This is a genomic window from Paenarthrobacter nicotinovorans (assembly GCF_021919345.1).
Taxonomy (GTDB): Bacteria; Actinomycetota; Actinomycetes; order Actinomycetales; family Micrococcaceae; genus Arthrobacter; species Arthrobacter nicotinovorans.
The window spans coordinates 2,290,557-2,309,001 of the sequence record NZ_CP089293.1; the positions used below are offsets into that span (position 1 = coordinate 2,290,557).

At 63.2% G+C, this 18,445-nt stretch carries 15 protein-coding genes; 4 read left to right on the forward strand and 11 right to left on the reverse strand.

The features are described from left to right. Positions 1 to 41 precede the first annotated feature (41 nt). The 5 genes from JMY29_RS10680 to JMY29_RS10700 all read right to left on the reverse strand — a co-directional run bounded on the left by JMY29_RS10680 (position 42) and on the right by JMY29_RS10700 (position 8,215). Positions 42 to 1,025, reverse strand: a complete 984-nt coding sequence (locus JMY29_RS10680; protein WP_374757497.1) for a DegV family protein — start codon at positions 1,023 to 1,025, stop codon at positions 42 to 44. 59 nt (positions 1,026 to 1,084) lie between these two features. Next, the gene (gene leuS, locus JMY29_RS10685; protein WP_189075528.1) at positions 1,085 to 3,613 is read right to left on the reverse strand and encodes a leucine--tRNA ligase; all 2,529 of its coding nucleotides are present in this window, start codon (positions 3,611 to 3,613) and stop codon (positions 1,085 to 1,087) included. 301 nt (positions 3,614 to 3,914) lie between these two features. Beyond that, complete coding sequence (gene glpK, locus JMY29_RS10690; RefSeq protein ID WP_055975914.1) at positions 3,915 to 5,429, reverse strand: glycerol kinase GlpK; 1,515 nt, start codon at positions 5,427 to 5,429, stop codon at positions 3,915 to 3,917. A 79-nt stretch (positions 5,430 to 5,508) separates the two neighbouring features. Beyond that, positions 5,509 to 6,261 (reverse strand): MIP/aquaporin family protein, encoded by a 753-nt coding sequence (locus tag JMY29_RS10695; protein ID WP_018777716.1) that lies wholly within the window; start codon positions 6,259 to 6,261, stop codon positions 5,509 to 5,511. A 169-nt stretch (positions 6,262 to 6,430) separates the two neighbouring features. Beyond that, positions 6,431 to 8,215: a glycerol-3-phosphate dehydrogenase/oxidase gene (locus tag JMY29_RS10700; protein ID WP_189075527.1), complete on the reverse strand. Its 1,785-nt coding sequence runs from the start codon at positions 8,213 to 8,215 to the stop codon at positions 6,431 to 6,433. A 122-nt stretch (positions 8,216 to 8,337) separates the two neighbouring features. Here JMY29_RS10700 and JMY29_RS10705 point away from each other — a divergent pair, with 122 nt between their 5' ends. The 4 genes from JMY29_RS10705 to JMY29_RS10720 are packed head-to-tail and all read left to right on the forward strand — an operon-like array spanning position 8,338 to position 12,260. Next, positions 8,338 to 9,300, forward strand: coding sequence for a sugar-binding transcriptional regulator (locus JMY29_RS10705; protein ID WP_018777718.1), 963 nt, complete (start codon positions 8,338 to 8,340; stop codon positions 9,298 to 9,300). A 34-nt stretch (positions 9,301 to 9,334) separates the two neighbouring features. Then, positions 9,335 to 10,216, forward strand: coding sequence for an aldo/keto reductase (locus JMY29_RS10710; protein ID WP_189075526.1), 882 nt, complete (start codon positions 9,335 to 9,337; stop codon positions 10,214 to 10,216). 11 nt (positions 10,217 to 10,227) lie between these two features. Continuing rightward, a complete protein-coding gene (locus JMY29_RS10715) occupies positions 10,228 to 11,172 on the forward strand; it encodes an alpha/beta fold hydrolase (protein ID WP_189075525.1) in 945 nt (314 codons plus the stop codon). Further along, positions 11,169 to 12,260: a glycosyltransferase family 4 protein gene (locus JMY29_RS10720; RefSeq protein ID WP_189075524.1), complete on the forward strand. Its 1,092-nt coding sequence runs from the start codon at positions 11,169 to 11,171 to the stop codon at positions 12,258 to 12,260. Before JMY29_RS10715 ends, JMY29_RS10720 begins: the two co-directional genes overlap by 4 nt. 17 nt (positions 12,261 to 12,277) lie before the next feature. Here the strand turns inward: JMY29_RS10720 and JMY29_RS10725 are convergent, their stop codons facing one another. The 6 genes from JMY29_RS10725 to mihF form a co-directional block, all read right to left on the reverse strand. Next, positions 12,278 to 14,377, reverse strand: a complete 2,100-nt coding sequence (locus JMY29_RS10725) for a primosomal protein N' (protein ID WP_189075523.1) — start codon at positions 14,375 to 14,377, stop codon at positions 12,278 to 12,280. Between the two features lie 149 nt (positions 14,378 to 14,526). After that, on the reverse strand, positions 14,527 to 15,756 hold the full coding sequence (gene metK / locus JMY29_RS10730) for a methionine adenosyltransferase (protein ID WP_189075522.1): 1,230 nt from the start codon (positions 15,754 to 15,756) through the stop codon (positions 14,527 to 14,529). A gap of 76 nt (positions 15,757 to 15,832) precedes the next feature. Then, positions 15,833 to 17,092, reverse strand: coding sequence for a bifunctional phosphopantothenoylcysteine decarboxylase/phosphopantothenate--cysteine ligase CoaBC (gene coaBC / locus JMY29_RS10735; protein ID WP_189075521.1), 1,260 nt, complete (start codon positions 17,090 to 17,092; stop codon positions 15,833 to 15,835). A 27-nt stretch (positions 17,093 to 17,119) separates the two neighbouring features. Then, a complete protein-coding gene (gene rpoZ, locus JMY29_RS10740; RefSeq protein WP_017197559.1) occupies positions 17,120 to 17,380 on the reverse strand; it encodes a DNA-directed RNA polymerase subunit omega in 261 nt (86 codons plus the stop codon). 38 nt (positions 17,381 to 17,418) lie between these two features. Continuing rightward, positions 17,419 to 17,991 carry a guanylate kinase gene (gmk, locus tag JMY29_RS10745; RefSeq protein ID WP_018777725.1) on the reverse strand — a complete coding sequence of 191 codons (573 nt, stop codon included), beginning with the start codon at positions 17,989 to 17,991 and terminating at the stop codon, positions 17,419 to 17,421. A gap of 21 nt (positions 17,992 to 18,012) precedes the next feature. Beyond that, the gene (mihF, locus tag JMY29_RS10750; protein WP_039241672.1) at positions 18,013 to 18,339 is read right to left on the reverse strand and encodes an integration host factor, actinobacterial type; all 327 of its coding nucleotides are present in this window, start codon (positions 18,337 to 18,339) and stop codon (positions 18,013 to 18,015) included. Positions 18,340 to 18,445: the final 106 nt, after the last annotated feature.

Below are 18,445 nucleotides of genomic sequence, written 5' to 3' on the forward strand. Positions count from 1 at the left end.
ACCCTCATCCAGTCCATGAGCCTGAATCCGCAGGTCCAGGCTCAGCCCGTCGGCGTACTGCTCTCCCCCACGATGACCGCAAGAACTCCGAGCCCGGCATGCGCGGCCAAGACAGCCGGCAAAGCACTGATTTGGGGTGCCGGGCAGTCCGGGCAGGTCTCGTTCAGACGGGCTGCCAAGGCTTCGGCCTCGATCTGGTTTCCGAAGTGGTGGACCGCCAAACGTTGCTGCCCCTTGGGACGGGAGGCTACGTCGGCAGCAACGATCTCCTCGAGGCGGGCTATGGCACGCACAGCGGAACGTACCTTTTCCAGCGGCACGATCTTGCCGCCGTCGACCGCCAGGATGGGTTTGATGGCCAGCACTGTACCCAAGAGCGACGCAGCCGCGCCTATGCGCCCACCCCGCCGCAGCTGTTCCAGGCTGGGAACGTAAAAGTAAACCTTGGTGCGTTCCATGCGCTGTTCCGCGAAGCCGCGGACTTCGGCCGGTCCGCGCCCGTCCGCTGCGGCGACGACGGCGCTTTGGACCCCCATTCCCTGGGCCATGCCGACAGTGCGGGAGTCCACAATTTCGACCGGTATCGAGACACGTTCAGCGGCCAGCTTGGCGGCGTCCACCGTCCCCGAGAGTTCGGACGAAATGTGAATGGAGACCACAGCCTCAAAACCGCGCCGCTGGGCTGCCAGGTACGCCTGCTCGAACTGGCCCGGTGATGGTCGGGAGGTTTTGACGGAAGCTCCCGAAGCAAGTGCCAAAGCCAACGTCTGGGTGATGTCGTCTTCGCCCTCGCCATAGATTTCATTCCCCACCATCACTGGCATGGGAACAACCGCCAGGCGTCCATCCGCTGTAAAGGCAGAAATCCAGTCGGCCGGCAGCGCGGCCGCGGAATCGGTGACGACAGCAGTCCTGACGACGGCGGCAAGCGGCTGATCGGCGGCGGTAACCGGCGCCGCCGGTTGCCGAAGACGCGCCACTCTTTCCTTGAGCCATATCCAGGCCGGTGGTTCTCGCTCAGGCACGCAACCTCCATAGATGATGGCCGGCCGCCGGCACAGTGCCGGCGGCCTCACAGTCCCTGCTAGGCAGGAACGATGTTCACCAGTTTAGGTGCACGCACAATCACAGTACGGATGCCGCGGCCGTCCAGTGCCCGCTGAACATTCTCCGAAGCCAAGGCCAGTTCACGCAGCTCGTCTTCGGCAATGTCCGGGGAGACTTCCAAGCGGTCCCGGACCTTGCCCTGGACCTGGACAACGGCGGTGACGGTGTCCTGCACCAACAGTGCTTCGTCGTGTGCCGGCCAACCCGCGTTCGCCACTGACGCCGGGTGTCCCAGGGTGTTCCAGAGATCTTCGGCCGTGTACGGAGCGAACAGGCTCAGGATGACAGCGACAGCTTCCACCGCCTCGCGAACAGCAGGATCGGCTGCCCCGGCACCTGAGTCGATGGTCTTGCGGGTGGCATTGACCAGCTCCATCAGGCGGGCCACAACGACGTTGAACTTGTTGTTGTCCAGAAGTTCGGCGGCGTCGGCAATGGTCTTGTGGGTCACCGTGCGCAGGGCGCGGTCACCGGTGGCCGGATCAACGCCGGGCTCGCTGCTGACGTCCTGCCCGAGGCGCCAGGCACGCGCCAGGAACTTGGCCGAGCCCGACGGCGAAACGTCCGCCCAGTCGACGTCGTCTTCAGGCGGGGAAGCAAAGACCATGGTGAGGCGGACGGCATCGACACCGTACTTGTCCAGCTGCTCGCCGAGGTCCACGCCATTGCCGAGGGACTTGCTCATGGCCTTGCCGCCGTTGAGCACCTGCCCTTGGTTCAGGAGCGCCGAGAAAGGCTCGTTTGCCTCGATCAGCCCGATGTCCTTGATGACCTTGGTGAAGAAGCGCGCGTACAGCAGGTGCAGGATGGCGTGTTCCACGCCGCCCACGTACTGACCCACCGGCATCCAGTCATTGATCTTCTCGGGATCGAAAGGGCCCTCGGTGTAGTCGGGCGAGACGAAACGCAGGAAGTACCACGAGGAATCCACGAAGGTGTCCATGGTGTCGGTGTCGCGCTGGGCGGCACGGCCACAGTTGGGGCACTCGACGTTGACCCATTCCACGGCTGCGGCCAGCGGGGAGGTTCCCTTGGGGGCCAATGCTTCGCCACGCAGGTTGTCGGGCAGCCTGACCGGCAGCTGGTCGTCGGGGACCGGCACTTCACCGCATTCGCCGCAGTGGATGATGGGGATGGGCGTGCCCCAGAAGCGCTGGCGGCTCAGCAGCCAGTCACGCAGCCGGAAATTGACGAACTTCTCGCCGGTTCCGAGCTTTTCGAGGATCCCGATGGCAGCCGGAATGCCTTCGGCCTTGGACAGCCCGTCCAGTTCACCGGAGTTCTTGAGCGTTCCTTCGCCCGAGGTGGCCACACCGGTAGCAGCGGGGTCTTCATCGCCGGTATCCAGGACGGCCCGGACCGGGAGGTCGAAGGCCTTGGCGAAGTCGAGGTCGCGCTGGTCGTGCGCGGGCACGGCCATGATGGCGCCCGTACCGTAGTCGGCCAGTACGTAGTCAGCAGCCCAGACCGGCAGCTTTTCGCCGTTCAACGGGTTGATTGCGTAACGGCCGGTAAAGACGCCGGTCTTCTCACGCTCGGTGGACTGGCGCTCGATTTCGGACAGGGCCTTGACCTTCTCGCGGTAGGCCATGAGTTCGTCGTGCTGTTCCGGGGTCACCAGATCCAGCGCCAGATGCGCGTCAGCTGCAACGACGAAGAACGTTGCGCCGTAGAGAGTATCGGGACGGGTGGTGAACACGGTGACTTCGCGCTCAGCCCGGTCGTCCGTGGCTTCGATGACGAACCTGACATGTGCGCCTTCGGACCGGCCGATCCAGTTGCGCTGCATGGCCAGCACGCGCTCGGGCCAATGGCCCTGCAACTGGTCCATGTCTTCCAGCAGGCGGTCGGCGTAGTCGGTGATCTTGAAGTACCACTGATTCAGGGACTTCTTGGTGACCGGCGTGCCGCAACGTTCACAAGCGCCATTGACGACCTGCTCGTTGGCCAGGACAGTGAGGTCCTTGGGGCACCAGTTGACCGGAGAGTCCTTGCGGTATGCCAGGCCGCGCTCGTAGAAGCGCTTGAACAGCCACTGGGTCCACCGGTAGTACTCAGGGTCGGAGGTGTGGATGCGCCGCGACCAGTCAGCCGAGATGGCGTATCGCTTGAACGACGCCGCCTGGGTCTCAATGTTCGCGTACGTCCACTCGCTGGGGTGCGCGTTGCGCTTGATGGCCGCATTCTCGGCGGGCAGGCCGAAGGAGTCCCAACCGATCGGGTGCAGGACGTCGAAGCCCTTCTGGCGCAGGTAACGGGCGACGACGTCGCCCATGGCGAACGCTTCGGCGTGGCCCATGTGAAGGTCGCCCGAGGGGTAGGGGAACATGTCCAGAACGTAGCGGCGTTCACGCGAGCCGTCGTCGGCAGGCGTGAAGACTTTGAGGTCTTCCCAGACCTGCGGCCACTTGGCTTCCATCGCAGCGAAGCTGTAGACGCCTTCTTCAGGCGCTTCGGCTGCGGCTGTCTGTGCTGTTCCGGTCTCTGTCTCCGGCTGAACGCTCACTGCTGCCCTCTTCTGTTCTTCGATGGCGGTATTACCTCCTGCTGCGGTCCCGGATACCCCCGGACACACAAAAGCCCCTCAACAATGGAGGGGCGGCCGCACGGCTGTTGAAAGCCGGGCGGCTAGCTAAGCAGAAGGATCGCACGCATAGATCTACAATAGCGCACGATCAAACTCCCAAGTCGCATCGAGCGGCTTACAGGACTGATGGTTGAGTTGACGGCAGCCGCGCCTCGCCCGGGTGTGGTGGGCACCGCGAAGCGGGCGGGGCAGGCGCGGCTGCCGTCAACGTCAGGTCAGGCTACTTAACGTCCTCGTCGACCCAGTCCATGGACTTGGTGACTGCCTTCTTCCAGAGACGCAGCTGGCGCTCCTGCTCCTCTGCCGGCAACTGCGGCTCCCAGCGCTTGTCTTCGTTCCAGTTGGCGCTCAGTTCGCCCAGGTCCTTCCAGAAGCCGACAGCGAGACCGGCCGCATAGGCAGCACCGAGAGCCGTGGTTTCGACGACCTTCGGGCGAACCACAGGCACGCCGAGAATGTCCGCCTGGAACTGCATGAGTGCCTCGTTGGCGACCATGCCGCCGTCGACCTTAAGCTCGGTGAGCGGAACGCCCGAGTCGGCGTTGACGGCGTCGAGCACCTCACGGGTCTGGAAGGCGGTGGCTTCCAGCGCCGCACGGGCGATGTGGCCCTTGTTGGCGAAACGTGTCAGGCCAACGATGGCGCCACGCGCATCCGCACGCCAGTAGGGGGCGAAGAGGCCGGAGAACGCAGGAACGATGTAGACGCCTCCGTTGTCCTTCACCGCGGCGGCGAGTTCCTCAACTTCCGGCGCGGAGCTGATCATGCCCAGGTTGTCGCGAAGCCACTGGATCAAGGAACCGGTGACGGCGATGGAACCCTCGAGGGCGTAGTGCGGCTTGGCGTCACCCAGCTTGTAGCCGAGGGTGGTGAGAAGACCGTTCTTGGAGTGGACAATGTCCTCGCCGGTGTTGAAGATCAGGAAGCAGCCCGTGCCGTAGGTGTTCTTCGCTTCACCGGCCTGGAATGCCGCCTGACCGAAGGTAGCTGCCTGCTGGTCGCCCAGGATTCCGGCCACGGGGGTCTCGCGGAGCAACTGCGAGGTGTGGACATGGCCGTACACCTCGGAGGAGGACTTGATGGTGGGCATCATGGAAGCCGGAACACCGAAGACGTCCAGGATCTCCTGGTCCCACTGCAATGTTTCAAGGTCCATGAACAGGGTCCGGGAAGCGTTGGTGACGTCCGTGACGTGCACGCCGCCGTCGACGCCGCCGGTCAGGTTCCAGAGGACCCACGCGTCGGTGTTCCCGAAGAGAAGGTCGCCTGCCTCGGCTTTTTCACGGGCACCGTCGACGTTGTCCAGGATCCACTTGATCTTGGTTCCGGAGAAGTATGTGGCCAGGGGAAGGCCAACCTTCTGCTTGAACCGCTCAAGCCCGCCGTCTTGTGCCAGCTCGTCAACGATCGGCTGGGTGCGGGTGTCCTGCCAGACAATCGCGTTGTAGACGGCCTCACCGGTGTTTTTGTCCCAGACAACCGCGGTTTCACGCTGGTTGGTAATGCCGACGGCGGCAATGTCGTGCCGCGTCAGGTTCGCCTTTGACAGTGCTGAGGCGATGACCTCGCGTGTGTTGTTCCAGATCTCGGCGGGGTTGTGCTCAACCCAGCCCGCCTGCGGGAAGATCTGCTCGTGTTCCATTTGGCCGGTGGACACAATGTTGCCCGAGTGGTCGAAGACGATGGCGCGCGAGCTGGTGGTGCCCTGATCAATGGCGATGACGTATTGATTCATGGTGACGTCCTTGTCTGGTGTTGTTGGTTAATCAGTGATGGTCAGCAGTGTGCGGATAAGGGAGATTGTTGTGGGCAGGTCAGCCGGCAAGCGCAGGCATGATGCCGGGTACCAGCAGCCCAACGAGCCCGGCCAAGGTACCGCCAACCAACGGTCCAACCACCGGAATCCAGGAGTACGCCCAGTCGCTGGAGCCCTTGCCCTTGATGGGAAGGACGGCGTGTGCGATGCGGGGGCCGAGGTCACGTGCGGGGTTGATGGCGTAACCGGTGGGACCGCCGAGGGACACGCCGATACCTACAACGAGCAACGCTACGGCCAGCGGGCCGAGGCCGGAGGGGGTTCCTCCGAAGGTCAGGATGACAAAGACCAGGACGAACGTGCCGATGATTTCGGTGATGAGGTTCCAGGGGGTGGAGCGGATGGCCGGGCCGGTGGAGAAAGTGCCCAACTTGTTTGCCGCCAGGGGCTCTTCATCGAAGTGCTGCTTGTAGGCGAGCCAGCAGACTACTGCGCCAAGGAAAGCACCAAGCAGTTCACCGCCGAAATAGGTCAGGGTCGAGCCGAACGTTACGGCCACGTCGGGCGCGTACTCCGCCTTTCCATTGACCAACAGGCCCAAGGTGACTGCCGGGTTCAGGTGCGCACCGGACTTGGCGGCCACGAAAACGCCCGCGAAGACCGCAATACCCCAGCCCCACGTCACCATCAAGAATCCAGCGTTGTTGCCCTTGGTGCCTTTGAGCGCAACGTTGGCCACGACGCCACAACCCAGCAGGGTGAGCATCATGGTTCCGAATACTTCGGAAAGGAAAACAATTCCAAGAGACATCTTTGACTCCTCTATTTTCTGTTGTCAGCCTCATCGCGGGTGAAGAGGCTGTTGGGACGGTTCCGTTGTCTCCGGAACCGCCCCGGTGTGGTGGGCCCCTGTCGGGCCCACCTACCCCATTCCGTCCCTGCCGCGCTCCGGGACGGTCAAGCTGTTTCCGCTGCCGGCCTCAGGCCACCAAGCTGTGGACGTCAACCTTGTGGAAGCGTTGCAGGACATCCTGCGCGTGCTGGATTTCGGCTTCACGGGTTGCTGCATCCCAGCCAAGCGGCTCGGCAAGGGCCGCGGCGATCTCATTGAGAAGCTCCCCGGTCACCAGGCCACGGAAGGCAAGTGACGTCCGGCGGATCAGGACATCGACCAGGTGCCCGATCTGCTCGTGCTCGGCCATGAAGGCCAGTTCGCGAACGCTGAGTTCGCGGGTTGACCGCAGCGGCTGATCCTGGCCGGCGTTGAGGTACTCAATGACCTCTTCCGCACGAGTCCCGTAACGGGTCAGCAGGACGGCAACCCGGTCGGCATCCAGGCCCGGGCCCATGTGATTCTTGATCCATTCCTGTTCGCCCTGTTCCGTATCCGGGAAGCCGGCACCTCCGCCGATGGCGAGTTTCGCCGTCGAGACTTTGCGCTCCATGCCCAATTCGCGCAGGACATCATTGGTCATGTGTTCAGCCAACGCACGGAAGGTTGTCCACTTGCCGCCTACCAGGCTGAGTACGACGGCGGCCTTGCCGCCTGGTGTTGTCACGGCGTCGTCACCGGTGCGGACGTTACGTTCGATGCGGTAGTCCCGGGAAACGAAACCCGGCTGGGTTTCATCGTGGCGGGGCAAGGGACGAACGCCGGCGAAGCTGTAGACGATCTGGTCACGCTCCACCTTGATGGTGGGGAACACATGGCCAACGAGGTCGAAGAAGTAGTCGATCTCTTCTTCCGTGCAGACGGCGTCTTCGGACATGTCGGCGTCGACATCCGTGGTACCGACCAGCACGCGGTCTCCCATCGGGTAGATCAGCACAATGCGGCCGTCGGTGTGCTCGAAGAAGATCTCCCGGCCGTTGCACGCGGCAAGGAGTTCGGGGTGGTCCAGGACAATGTGGGAACCCTTCGTGCCGCCCATGAACCTGCTCACAGCACCCATGGCCTGGTTGGTGAGGTCAACCCATGCGCCGGTGGTGTTGACGATGACGTCTGCCTGGAAGTCGAATTCCTTGCCGGTCAGCTCGTCACGGAGCCGGACCCCGTTGGTACCCATGGATACGAGCGAGACGTAGTTGCTGGCGCGGGCACTGCCTCCGGGAAGCCCACCCCCGCGGCCGGCCTTCTCGCCGTCCTGCAGGACGTCCAGGGTCAGACGCTCGGGGTTGTGGACTGAGGCATCAAAGTAGGTGGCTGCGTACTTGATTCCGGAGTGCAGCTTGGGAAGTTCAGCCAAGGCCTTTGTCCGGCCGCGGAACTGGTGGCGCGGAACGCTGCCACCGTCGCGGGAGAAGAAGTCGTACATGCTCAGGCCCACCTTGATGAGGAACGCGCCGCGCTCCTTGGGCTTGCCCTGCTTGTGGGTAAGGAAACGCGTGGGCGCGGAAAGGATGCCGGAGAAAGTGCTGAAGATCGGGATGGTGGTCTGCAAAGGCTTGACGTAGTGCGGGGCGATGCGCAGGAGCCGGTTGCGTTCGACCACGGATTCCTGGACCAGTCGGAATTCGCCGTTCTCGAGATAGCGGATGCCGCCGTGGATCATGTGGGAGGAAGCGCCGCTGGCGCCCTGGCAGAAATCACCGCGTTCAACAAGGGCGACGTCGACGCCCTGGAGCGCGAGGTCGCGGAACGTTCCGACACCATTGATGCCACCGCCGATAATGAGGACCTTCGCCGTGGGCCGCTCCTGCAGTGCAACGACGGAGTCACGCTGCTGTGCGTGCTGTGAAGTACCGGAATTCCTGTTGTGTCCCAAAACTGCTCCCTTGGGCTTGGTTCGTGCGCCGCGCCACTCGCTGCTGCACCGTTCACCACTAATCTTGCGAAGGTGGAAAATGGAGTCAAGCTATTTGCACAAACGTGCAGTAAGGAAATGAGATGGCACGATCACGTCACTCGGATGCGCTCCGGGCTGCACAGATGTACTACCTGCAGGATCTGACCATGGATGCGATCGCCCGCGAGTTGCGGACGTCCCGGTCCACAGTGTCCCGGCTGTTGTCCTCAGCCCGGGAAACAGGCCTGGTGCAGGTCCAGATTCGAAGTCCGTTCGATACCGGTCCTGAGCTTGAGAGCCAGATCAGGAACCAGTACGGCGTGGACGTCCACGTCGTTCCGGTCCTGGACACCTTGAATGAAGCGGAGACCTTGGACCGCGTCGCCATGCAGGCCGCCAGGACCATAGGGCCCTTGGTGGATTCGAATGCAATCATCGGCGTTGCCTGGGGCGCCACGCTCAGCGCCGTCAGCCGTCACCTCACCCGCAAGGTGACCCATGACAGCATCGTGGTCCAGCTCAACGGTGCCGGGAACATGCAAACCACAGGCATTACCTACGCCAGCGACATCATGCGACGCTTCGGCAGTGCCTACGGAGCGAGGGTTGAACAGTTCCCGGTTCCCGCCTTCTTTGATCACGCCGCCACGAAGACCGCCATGTGGAATGAGCGCAGCGTTCAAAGAATCCTTGATCTGCAGGCACGCATGAGCATAGCTATTTTCGGAGTCGGATCCGTTGATTCGGACTACCCGAGCCACGTGTATGCCGGCGGCTACCTGGATGAACGCGACCTCTCCATGCTGGCAGCGGACGACGTGGTGGGCGACGTGGCGACTGTGTTCTTCCGGAGTGACGGCTCCTCGGACGGCATCACGCTGAACGAGCGCTCCACAGGACCCAGCCACGAACAGTTGCGGCAGGTCCGGCGCAGGATCTGCGTGGTGTCGGGCGCCTCCAAGATCAACGGATTGCAGGGAGCCCTGGCTGCGGGTTTGGCCACCGACCTCATCCTGGACGAGGCTTCCGCGCGACGCCTGGTCAGTTTCAATGGCCACTCCTGAAGCATTCGTGCAGGAAATGGGTAGAGTCTTTGCTATGAGATTCCCGGTCCGGCTGACATTGAACAACGGCGTACAAATGGAACGCTTGGGATACGGGCTCTACAAGGTACCGCCCAAAGACGCCGAAGCTTTGGTTGCGACCGCCCTGGGCGAGGGCTACCGGCGTTTCGACACAGCATCGATGTACGGCAATGAGGTGGGCGTCGGCCGAGCGCTCGGCGGTGCCATTGGCGATGCTGCCCGGGCGAACGGCGGCACGGGTGGTTCAGGGGAATCCGTGCACGCCCTTTCCCGTGAGGACCTGTTCGTGACCACCAAGGTCTGGAACGACGACCAAGGCTATGAGTCCACACTCCGGGCCTTCGACACCTCGATTGCGAACCTCGGGCTTGACTACGTGGATCTTTACCTCATCCACTGGCCGTGCGCCGGACGCGGACTTTTTACGGAGACATACAAGGCGCTGGAAACCCTCTATCGGGAGGGCAAAGTTAGGGCGATCGGGGTATCGAACTTCCAGCCCGGCCATCTCGACGAACTGATGCAGAAAGCCGAAGTCGTCCCGGCAGTAAACCAGATCGAGCTGCACCCCTGGCTGCAGCAAAGCAGATTACGGACACTCCACCAGCAGCTGGGAATAGCCACTGAGGCGTGGAGTCCCCTCGGCCGCGGGCAGGTCCTGGCCGACGCTGCCATCATCTCGCTCGCCGAAAAGCATGGAAAAACTCCTGCCCAGGTCATCATCCGGTGGCATCTCCAACTGGGAAACCTCGTCATCCCCAAAGCGAGCTCTGCAGGACGGATCAAGGAAAACTTCAACGTATTCGATTTTGAGCTGGATCCCTCCGACATGGACGGCATGGCAGGACTCGAACGACACCATCGAACCGGCTCACACCCGGACAACGTGAACTAGGGAATACCTCCATGGAAAAAGTGGACACCGCGCACTCCCCCGAGGGCTCGCAGGCCCCCAATGGATTCTTCAGTGAAGCCCTCGCCGGACGGACTACCGCTTCGGATATCGAAGTCGACGGCAGCACGGTCGCCTACTGGACGTACGAACCAGCCAAGGCCACGTCCACGACCCGCACCATCCTGGTCATCCATGGCTTCAGGGGAGACCATCACGGTCTATTGCGCGTAGTGGACCAGCTTCCGGAAATGCGCATCATCATGCCCGACCTGCCGGCGTTCGGAAGCTCGGAGCCGTTCGTGGATGATGAACACACCGTTGAGCGCTACGGGCAATTCATCTCCAGCTTCATGACCGCGCTCGGCTTGGGTCCCAGGACCGTCCTGCTGGGCCACTCCTTCGGTTCGATAGTGGCCAGCCACTTCGCTGCTTCGCATCCCGATGCCATCTACCCGTTGATCCTGATCAACCCCATTGCCGCTCCGGCTCTGGAAGGTCCCAAGGGCATCATGACCAAGCTTGCCGTGCTGTACTACCAGGCATCCGCCAGGCTTCCCCGCCGAGTGGGACTCGCTGTCCTCCGAAACCGCTTGGTCGTCCGCGTCATGAGCATCACCATGGCAAAGACCAAGGACAAAGCACTCCGCCGCTTCATCCACGGCCAGCACGATGCCTACTTCAGCGCCTTCGCGGACAGGAAAAGCCTGCTCGAATCCTTCAAGGCGTCGGTCTCGGGCAACGTAGCAGAAGTAGCCGAACAACTGAAGCTCCCGGTCCTTCTCGTCGCCGGGGAAAAGGATGAGATCGCCACCCTTCCGAACCAGCACAAGCTGATGGAGCGGCTGCCGGACGCTACGCTGGAAGTGATTCCCGACGTCGGGCATTTGATCCACTACGAAACCCCGGCCCCCGCAGCAGCAGCGATCCGCACCTTCCTGGAGGAACACCCCGCGTGAAAATTGTCATCGACGCCCGCTTTACCAGAACGGACCACCACGATGGCATCAGCCGCTACGGTTCCAGCCTCATAGCCGCCACGTCAAAACTCGCGGACGTCACCATGCTGGTCAGCGACAAGCGCCAACTCGCCCTGCTGCCTGACGTTCCGTATGTGATGGTCAACAGCCCCCTTTCCCCACTGGAGCTGTTCGTTGCCCGGAAGGTCAACCCCCTGGGCGCCGATGTGGTGGTCTGCCCGATGCAGACCATGGGCACGTTGGGGCGCAAGTACGGACTGGTTCTCACCCTCCACGACCTCATCTACTACGAACACCCCGCTCCCCCGGGTTTCCTTCCCGCCCCGGTCCGCCTCCTGTGGCGGCTGTACCACAAGGCTTTCTGGCCCCAACGGTTGCTCTTGAACCGGGCCGATATCGTCGCCACCATCAGCCACACCACCGAAGCCCTGATGGCCAAATACAGGCTGACCAAGCGGCCGGTCCGGATTGTGGGTAATGCTCCGCAGCCAGGACAAACACCACGGGATCCGGCAGCAGGTGCCGACAAGACCCTGCTGTACATGGGCTCGTTCATGCCCTACAAGAACGTGGAAACCATGATCCGGGGAATGGCCGGGTTGCCGGAATTTACGTTGCACCTGTTGAGCCGCATCACTGCGGACCGCCGGGCAGAACTGGAAGCCATCGTTCCCGCCGGCGCCAAGGTCATCTTCCACAACGGTGTAACCGACGCCGAATACGACGACCTCCTGCTCCGGGCAACCGCACTGATCAGCCTTTCGCGCGCTGAAGGATACGGGCTGCCGCTGGTGGAGGCCATGGCCCTCGGTACCCCGGTGATTGCCAGCGATATCCCGATCTTCAGGGAGGTCGGTGGCGAGGCCGTCAGTTACGTTGATCCTGAATCGCCCACTGACTTCTCTGCTGCAGTAACCGCCCTCGGTGACGGGGAATTGTGGCAGCAGCGGTCCCGCATTTCGGTGGAACGGGCATCGAAGTTCAACTGGGACGAGTCGGCACGGCAACTTCTCGCCGCGGCTGAAGAAGTCGTCAACCTGCGCCGGCGCAAGTCTGGGTTGTACTGAGTCCGGCACCTTGGCGCCTAGAGGACGTCGACCCCGTCCAGGCGCAGCTGCACCGGCCCGGCCGTGCGCTTGGCAGCGTTCGCGGCTTTGACAGCACGCATGGCGCGAGTCGTTTCTGCGGCTTCGGCATACGGAATGAAGTACAGCGTCCTGACATCAGCATCGGCTTCTTCGGCCGCAGAGGGGGACGTGCCGGTGAACAATTGCACCGGGGCCGGTCCAGCGCTGCGGAGTTTGGCGCCGGAGGCCAGCGGAGCGCTGGCCTCGAAAGCCTCGGAGAAATGCCCGACGTCGGCCCTTGAGCCGGTGACGGAAGCCACTCGGACCGCGGGCGGTAGCTGGAGCTCTCTGCGCAACGCGAGCTCCCTGGAGGCATATCCTGCAGCGTCCCAGCGCAAAAGTGCGCCCGTGGCCGCGGTGTCATCCGCGGTGATCACTACCAGTCCGCCTTGGCCGGAAGGCTTCACGAGGGAAGCGGCATTGAACCAGCGGCGAACGGTGTCCTCCCCCGCACGCAGGTTTTCCCGTCGAAGCAAGGAATTGCCGTCGAGCAACAGGGCTGCGGCATATCCGGCGGGAGCAACCGGCTCTGCGCCGACCGTGGCCACCACCAAGGCAGGAGTATCGGGGACCATGGCTTTGATGTTCTCGCCGGACGAGGTGACCACCGGCTTGCCGGGGAACGCCCGGCCCAGCTCCTCCGCGGTCCTCATGACACCTGCGGCTCCCCGGCGCAGCCTGGTTCCGCTGCAGTGCGTGCAGCGCCACTGAGGAGCCGGTGTGGAGCACCAGCGGCACGCCGGCATGGCCGAACTGCTGGAGACCGCCAACGGCCCCTGGCAGGCGTTGCAGCGGGCCAGCTCACGGCATGTCTCACACACCAAGGACGGCGCGTATCCCGCGCGGGCCACCTGCACCAGGACGGGGCCGCGCTCCAGGCCTTCTTTGGCCGCCCGCCATGCCGCACCCGGCAAACGGGCGATCCGGGCCAGGGGGTCGCGTTCCTGCTCAAAGCTGTCAGCGGTGTTGAGGACGCGCGGCACCGTAGAGCGGACTGTGGTGCGGGGCGCTTCGATCGGCGCCGCCCACTGCATTTCCACCAGTCGCTGCAACTCTGTGCTGCGGCTGTGGGAGGCCATGAGGCAAGCCGCGCCCTCCTGCTCGGCCCGGAGCAACAACACCTCACGGGAATGGGCGTAGGGAGCGCGTTGCTCGATGTGGAGGTCGTCGCCGTCATCCCAGCACACCACCAAGCCCAGATCCTTGACCGGTGCGTAGGCAGCAGAGCGGGTGCCGATAGCCACCCCGGCCGCACCGCTCAGGAGCCGCAGGAAATTCCGGTAACGGGGCGTTTGCCCATCGTCCGCGGTCAGCCTGGCTACGTCAGACGACGGCAGGACCTTGGCCAGGGCGGACTCCAACTGCTCAAGGTCGCGGTAGTCCGGAACCACCACCACCGCGCCCCGTCCGGAGGAGCGGACTGTGGCTACAGCTGATGCGACCAGGGCCGCCCAGCCAGCCGCTCCGAAACCTTGGAGGGCCGTCAGGACAGCCTTGGGCGAACCGCCACTGGCGAGGTGCTGCAGATAGGACTTGCCGTTGGAGTACACCGCCCAGGCGTGAGCGTCCGTGAATGGCTTCAGCTCCGCGACATCGGCGTCCAAATCCCCGGCCAAAAGTTCCTTCTCCACCTTGGCCACACGGGGAGGCACAGCCGTCCGGAGAACGTCGCTCAGGGTACCTGCGTAGCGTGCAGCCACGGTGGCCGCCAACTCGGAGACGGCTGGGGTCAGGACCGCCACCGGGGACACGACCTTATGCAAGGCTATGAGCGGGTGGGCCGCATCCGAGGACCCCCGGCGCTCGATGATGTAGCCGTTGAGTTCCTGGCCGTTGAACTTCACCTTCACCCGAACGCCGGGAGAAGCCGCATCAGCGAGTTCGGCGGGAACGCTGTAGTCAAAGGGCCTGTCCAAATGGGGCAGGGATGACTCCAGGATGACGCGCGCTACCGGATTCGACGCAGCCAGCGGAGGTCCATTGGCCGGCATCCGGTCGGGGAAACCCTGCAACAGTGAGGGTTGGAGCAACGATGGCTGGACATCGTGTGCTGCCATGCCCGTCACCTCCAACTCATCACACGGAAGACCGCTTCACTGTCAACGAGAGATGCCCGCAGCGGGATTGACCCGCTGCGGGCATCTCTCTGGCTAAAGCCAATCACGAACCACCGACAAAACAACATCGAGGCGGTCCGCGGGACACATCAGGCGTTGAAGTATTCCTTCAGGTCCGCAACGCGGTCCAGCCGCTCCCAGGTGAAGTCGGGCTCTTCCCGTCCGAAGTGGCCGTGTGCAGCAGTCTTGGCGTAGATGGGCCGCTTGAGGTCCAGGGCATCGATGATGGCGCGGGGACGGAGATCAAAGAGTTCGTCGATCGCTTCGCTGATACGGGCAGGGTCCACAGTCTCCGTGCCGAAGGTCTCAACGTAGGTTCCCACAGGCCGGGCCTGGCCAATGGCGTAGGCGATCTGGATCTCGGCGCGCTTGGCGAGACCGGCAGCCACGACGTTCTTGGCGACCCAACGCATGGCGTAGGCAGCAGAACGGTCCACCTTCGACGGATCCTTGCCGGAGAACGCACCGCCGCCGTGGCGGGAGAATCCGCCATAGGTGTCCACGATGATCTTGCGCCCGGTCAGACCGGCATCCCCGACGGGGCCGCCGATGACGAAAGCGCCTGCAGGGTTCAGGATGTTGACCGTGCGGGAGAGGTCAAGGTTTGACGCTGCCAGCACGGGTTCGATGACGTAGCTTGCGAGGTCCGCGCGGAGCTGATCAAGGCTTGCTTCCTCAGCGTGCTGGCTGGAGATCACAACGGTTTCAACGGAAACCGGCCGGTCGCCGTCGTACCCTACCGTCACCTGGGTCTTGCCGTCGGGCCGCAGGTAGGCAAGTTCGCCGTTCTTGCGGACTTCGGTCAGACGCTCCGAAAGGCGGTGCGCCAACCAGATGGGAGTCGGCATGTAGGACGCCGTTTCATCGCTGGCGTAACCGAACATGATGCCTTGGTCGCCGGCACCCTGGAGGTCGTAGTCGTCCTCCTGGCGTCCTTCACGGGCCTCAAGCGAGTTGAAGACCCCGCCCGCGATGTCGTTGGACTGCTGGCCGATCGAGACCGAAACGCCACAGCGGGCGCCGTCGAAACCGTTGGCCGAGGAGTCATAGCCGATTCCGAGGATGGTCTCACGGACGATCTGCGGAATTTCGACGTAAGCATCAGTGGTGACCTCGCCGGCCACATGCACCAAGCCGGTTGTGGCCATGGTCTCAACGGCCACGCGGGATTCAGGATCCGCGGCCAGCAACGCGTCAAGAATGGAGTCGCTGATCTGGTCGCAGATCTTGTCCGGGTGCCCTTCAGTAACCGACTCGGAAGTGAAGAGGCGGAGCTTGGACGGGGTGCCATGGTGTTCATGGTGCAGCGGTAAAGTCACTCGACCACCTTACTGGGTTGCGGGATCACGTGATCTGCCGTGTGTCCCTTTGCGAAGAATTCAGGCGTGGGCTCAGTCACATGGCCGGGAAGACCTGTGCGAGTTCGGCGCCAACCCGGTCAATCACTGCGGCGGCGACGTCTGTCTTGGACCCGGCAGCGGACTGCGGCTCAGCGCCGTGGCCGGAAAGGATGACCACAGAGTTGTCGTCCTGCCCGAAGACCCGGCCAACACCCACCTGATTGACAACGAGGAGGTCGCAGCCCTTGCGTTTGAGTTTGGCTGCCGCATGCTCCAGTACATCGCCCTGCGCGTCCCCGGTTTCCGCCGCAAAGCCGACAATCAACTGCCGGCCGCCTTCAGCGGTCCGCCTCTGTACAAGCTCGCGCAGGATGTCAGGATTCCGGACCAGGCGCACAACAGGTGCGTCCTCGCCGTCGACCTTCTTGATTTTCGTGTCCGAAACCTCTGCCGGACGGAAGTCCGCAACCGCCGCAGCCATGATGACGACGTCGGAATCCACTGCCGCTTTCAGCGCGGCCTCGCGCAGTTCCAGGGCTGACTCAATGCGGACAAGCTCGACGCCGGCCGGCGGCTCTACATCCATGTGCGCGGCCAGGAAACGGACTTTGGCGCCGGCGGCCAAGGCAGCGGCGGCCAAGGCAGCGCCCTGCTTGCCCGAGGAACGGTTGCCCAGGAACCTGACCGGGTCCAGGGCTTCCCTGGTTCCACCGGCGGAAATCGTAACTGTCCTGCCCACGAGTGATGCGTGCGTCGCCGACGCCGGTGGGGCACTATCCGACGTACCGGAGGCCTCTGCCAAGGCAATGGCCGCAGCAAAGATGGCGTCCGGCTCCGGGAGCCTGCCCGGACCCGAATCGGCACCCGTGAGTCGCCCGGAAGCAGGTTCCAGAACCGTTGCTCCCCGGCTGCGCAACGTTTCCACATTGGCTTGGGTCGCCGCGTGCTGCCACATTTCGGTGTGCATCGCGGGCGCGAAGAGTACCGGGCCATGGGCCATCAGCAGGGTGTTGGTGAGGAGGTCGTTTGCTTGCCCGGTGGCCGCCCGGGCCAGGAGATCGGCGGTGGCGGGAGCAATGACAATCAGGTCGGCTTGGTGCCCCAGGCGCACATGGTTGACCTTGTCGACGTCGTCGAAGACGCTGTTGCTCACCGGGTTGCCGGAGAGGGCCTCCCACGTGGCAACCCCGACAAAACGGGTGGCTGCTTCCGTGGGAATGACCGTCACCTGATGGCCGGCTTCAGTAAAAAGCCGGAGGAGCGATGCAACCTTGTAGGCTGCAATCCCTCCCCCGACTCCGAGGACTATGCGCACGTGACCTCCGTCAACAGGCAGTCTGCTTTATTCTGCGGGCTCGATCGGCGTGGAAACCAGAAGGCCTTCGTTGATCTCGCGGAGGGCGATCGAGAGCGACTTCTCGTTCAGCTTGGTGTCAACCAAGGGACCGACGTACTCGAACAGGCCCTCGTGCAGCTGGGCGTAGTAAGCGTTGATCTGGCGGGCACGCTTGGCGCCGAAGATCACCAGGCCGTACTTGGAATCGGCAGCCTCAAGCAGCGAATCGATCGGCGGGTTGATGATGCCTTCAAGGTTCGTGGACACGAATTCTCCAAATTCTAGCGGGCCAACAAACAGGCGCTTTAGCGCCCGTGCGGGGTAAGCCCCATGAGTGAAACAAGCTCGTCCGCTGCCCGGCGAACGTCGTCATTAATGACGGTGTGGTCAAACTCCGGTTCAGCAGCAAGTTCCAGTTTAGCGGTTTCCAGCCTCCGCTGCTGTTCCTCCGCGGTTTCCGTGCCGCGGCCAACCAGCCGGCGGACCATTTCGTCCCAGCTGGGCGGGGCCAGGAAGACGAAGTTGGCGTCGGGCACAGCCGCCTTGACCTGCCGCGCCCCCTGGAGGTCGATCTCGAGGAGGACGGACTTACCTTCGGCGATCGCGGCGTTGACAGTGCTGCGAAGGGTGCCGTAGCGGTTCTGGCCGTGAACTACGGCCCACTCCAGCAGTTCGCCGTCGGCTACCAGGGCATCGAACTCTTCGGCTGACTTGAAGAAGTAATGGACACCATCCTTTTCACCCGGACGGGCGGCCCTGGTGGTGGCTGAAACCGAAAGCCAAACCTCTGGATAGTTATCCCTGATGTACGTGGATACGGTTCCTTTGCCAACGGCAGTGGGGCCTGCAAGGACGGTCAGTCCAGGATTCTTGCTCACGGATTCCTTCGGGGAGATGCGTCAAACGCTTTGTTGGGTATCCATAAAATCTACCAGCGCCCGGGCCTGGTGGATTCCCAACCCCCTGATACGCCGGGATCCGGCAATACCGATATCCGCCATGATCCCGGCCGCCCGGACGGGACCAATCCCCGGCAGGGCTTCCAGTAACTCCACCACACGCATGCGCGCGATCGCTTCGTCAGTGGCGCCTGAGGAGATCAACTCCGCGATGCTCACTTCTCCACGCTTCAGCCGCTCCTTGGCCGCGGCCCGCACGGCCCGGGCCTTGGCAGCCTTTTCCAACGCATCGGCACGCTCTTGCGGTGTCAGCTCTTTCAGGCCCACTGCCGAACCCCTGTCAGATCGAGTTTGTGATGCAGATCACGCGACTGATCCCGAACCTACCGCCAGGGGCGCAGTTGCGCAATGCGTTAGACCAACGCGGGGTCAC

What these genes read in the sequence shown, in the direction of transcription:
- glpK (WP_055975914.1), bottom strand. Translation starts at nt 5,429, where the DNA reads ATGAATCAATACGTCATCGCCATTGATCAGGGCACCACCAGCTCGCGC.
- JMY29_RS10695 (WP_018777716.1), bottom strand. Translation starts at nt 6,261, where the DNA reads ATGTCTCTTGGAATTGTTTTCCTTTCCGAAGTATTCGGAACCATGATG.
- JMY29_RS10705 (WP_018777718.1), top strand. Translation starts at nt 8,338, where the DNA reads ATGGCACGATCACGTCACTCGGATGCGCTCCGGGCTGCACAGATGTAC.
- JMY29_RS10710 (WP_189075526.1), top strand. Translation starts at nt 9,335, where the DNA reads ATGAGATTCCCGGTCCGGCTGACATTGAACAACGGCGTACAAATGGAA.
- JMY29_RS10715 (WP_189075525.1), top strand. Translation starts at nt 10,228, where the DNA reads ATGGAAAAAGTGGACACCGCGCACTCCCCCGAGGGCTCGCAGGCCCCC.
- JMY29_RS10725 (WP_189075523.1), bottom strand. Translation starts at nt 14,377, where the DNA reads ATGGCAGCACACGATGTCCAGCCATCGTTGCTCCAACCCTCACTGTTG.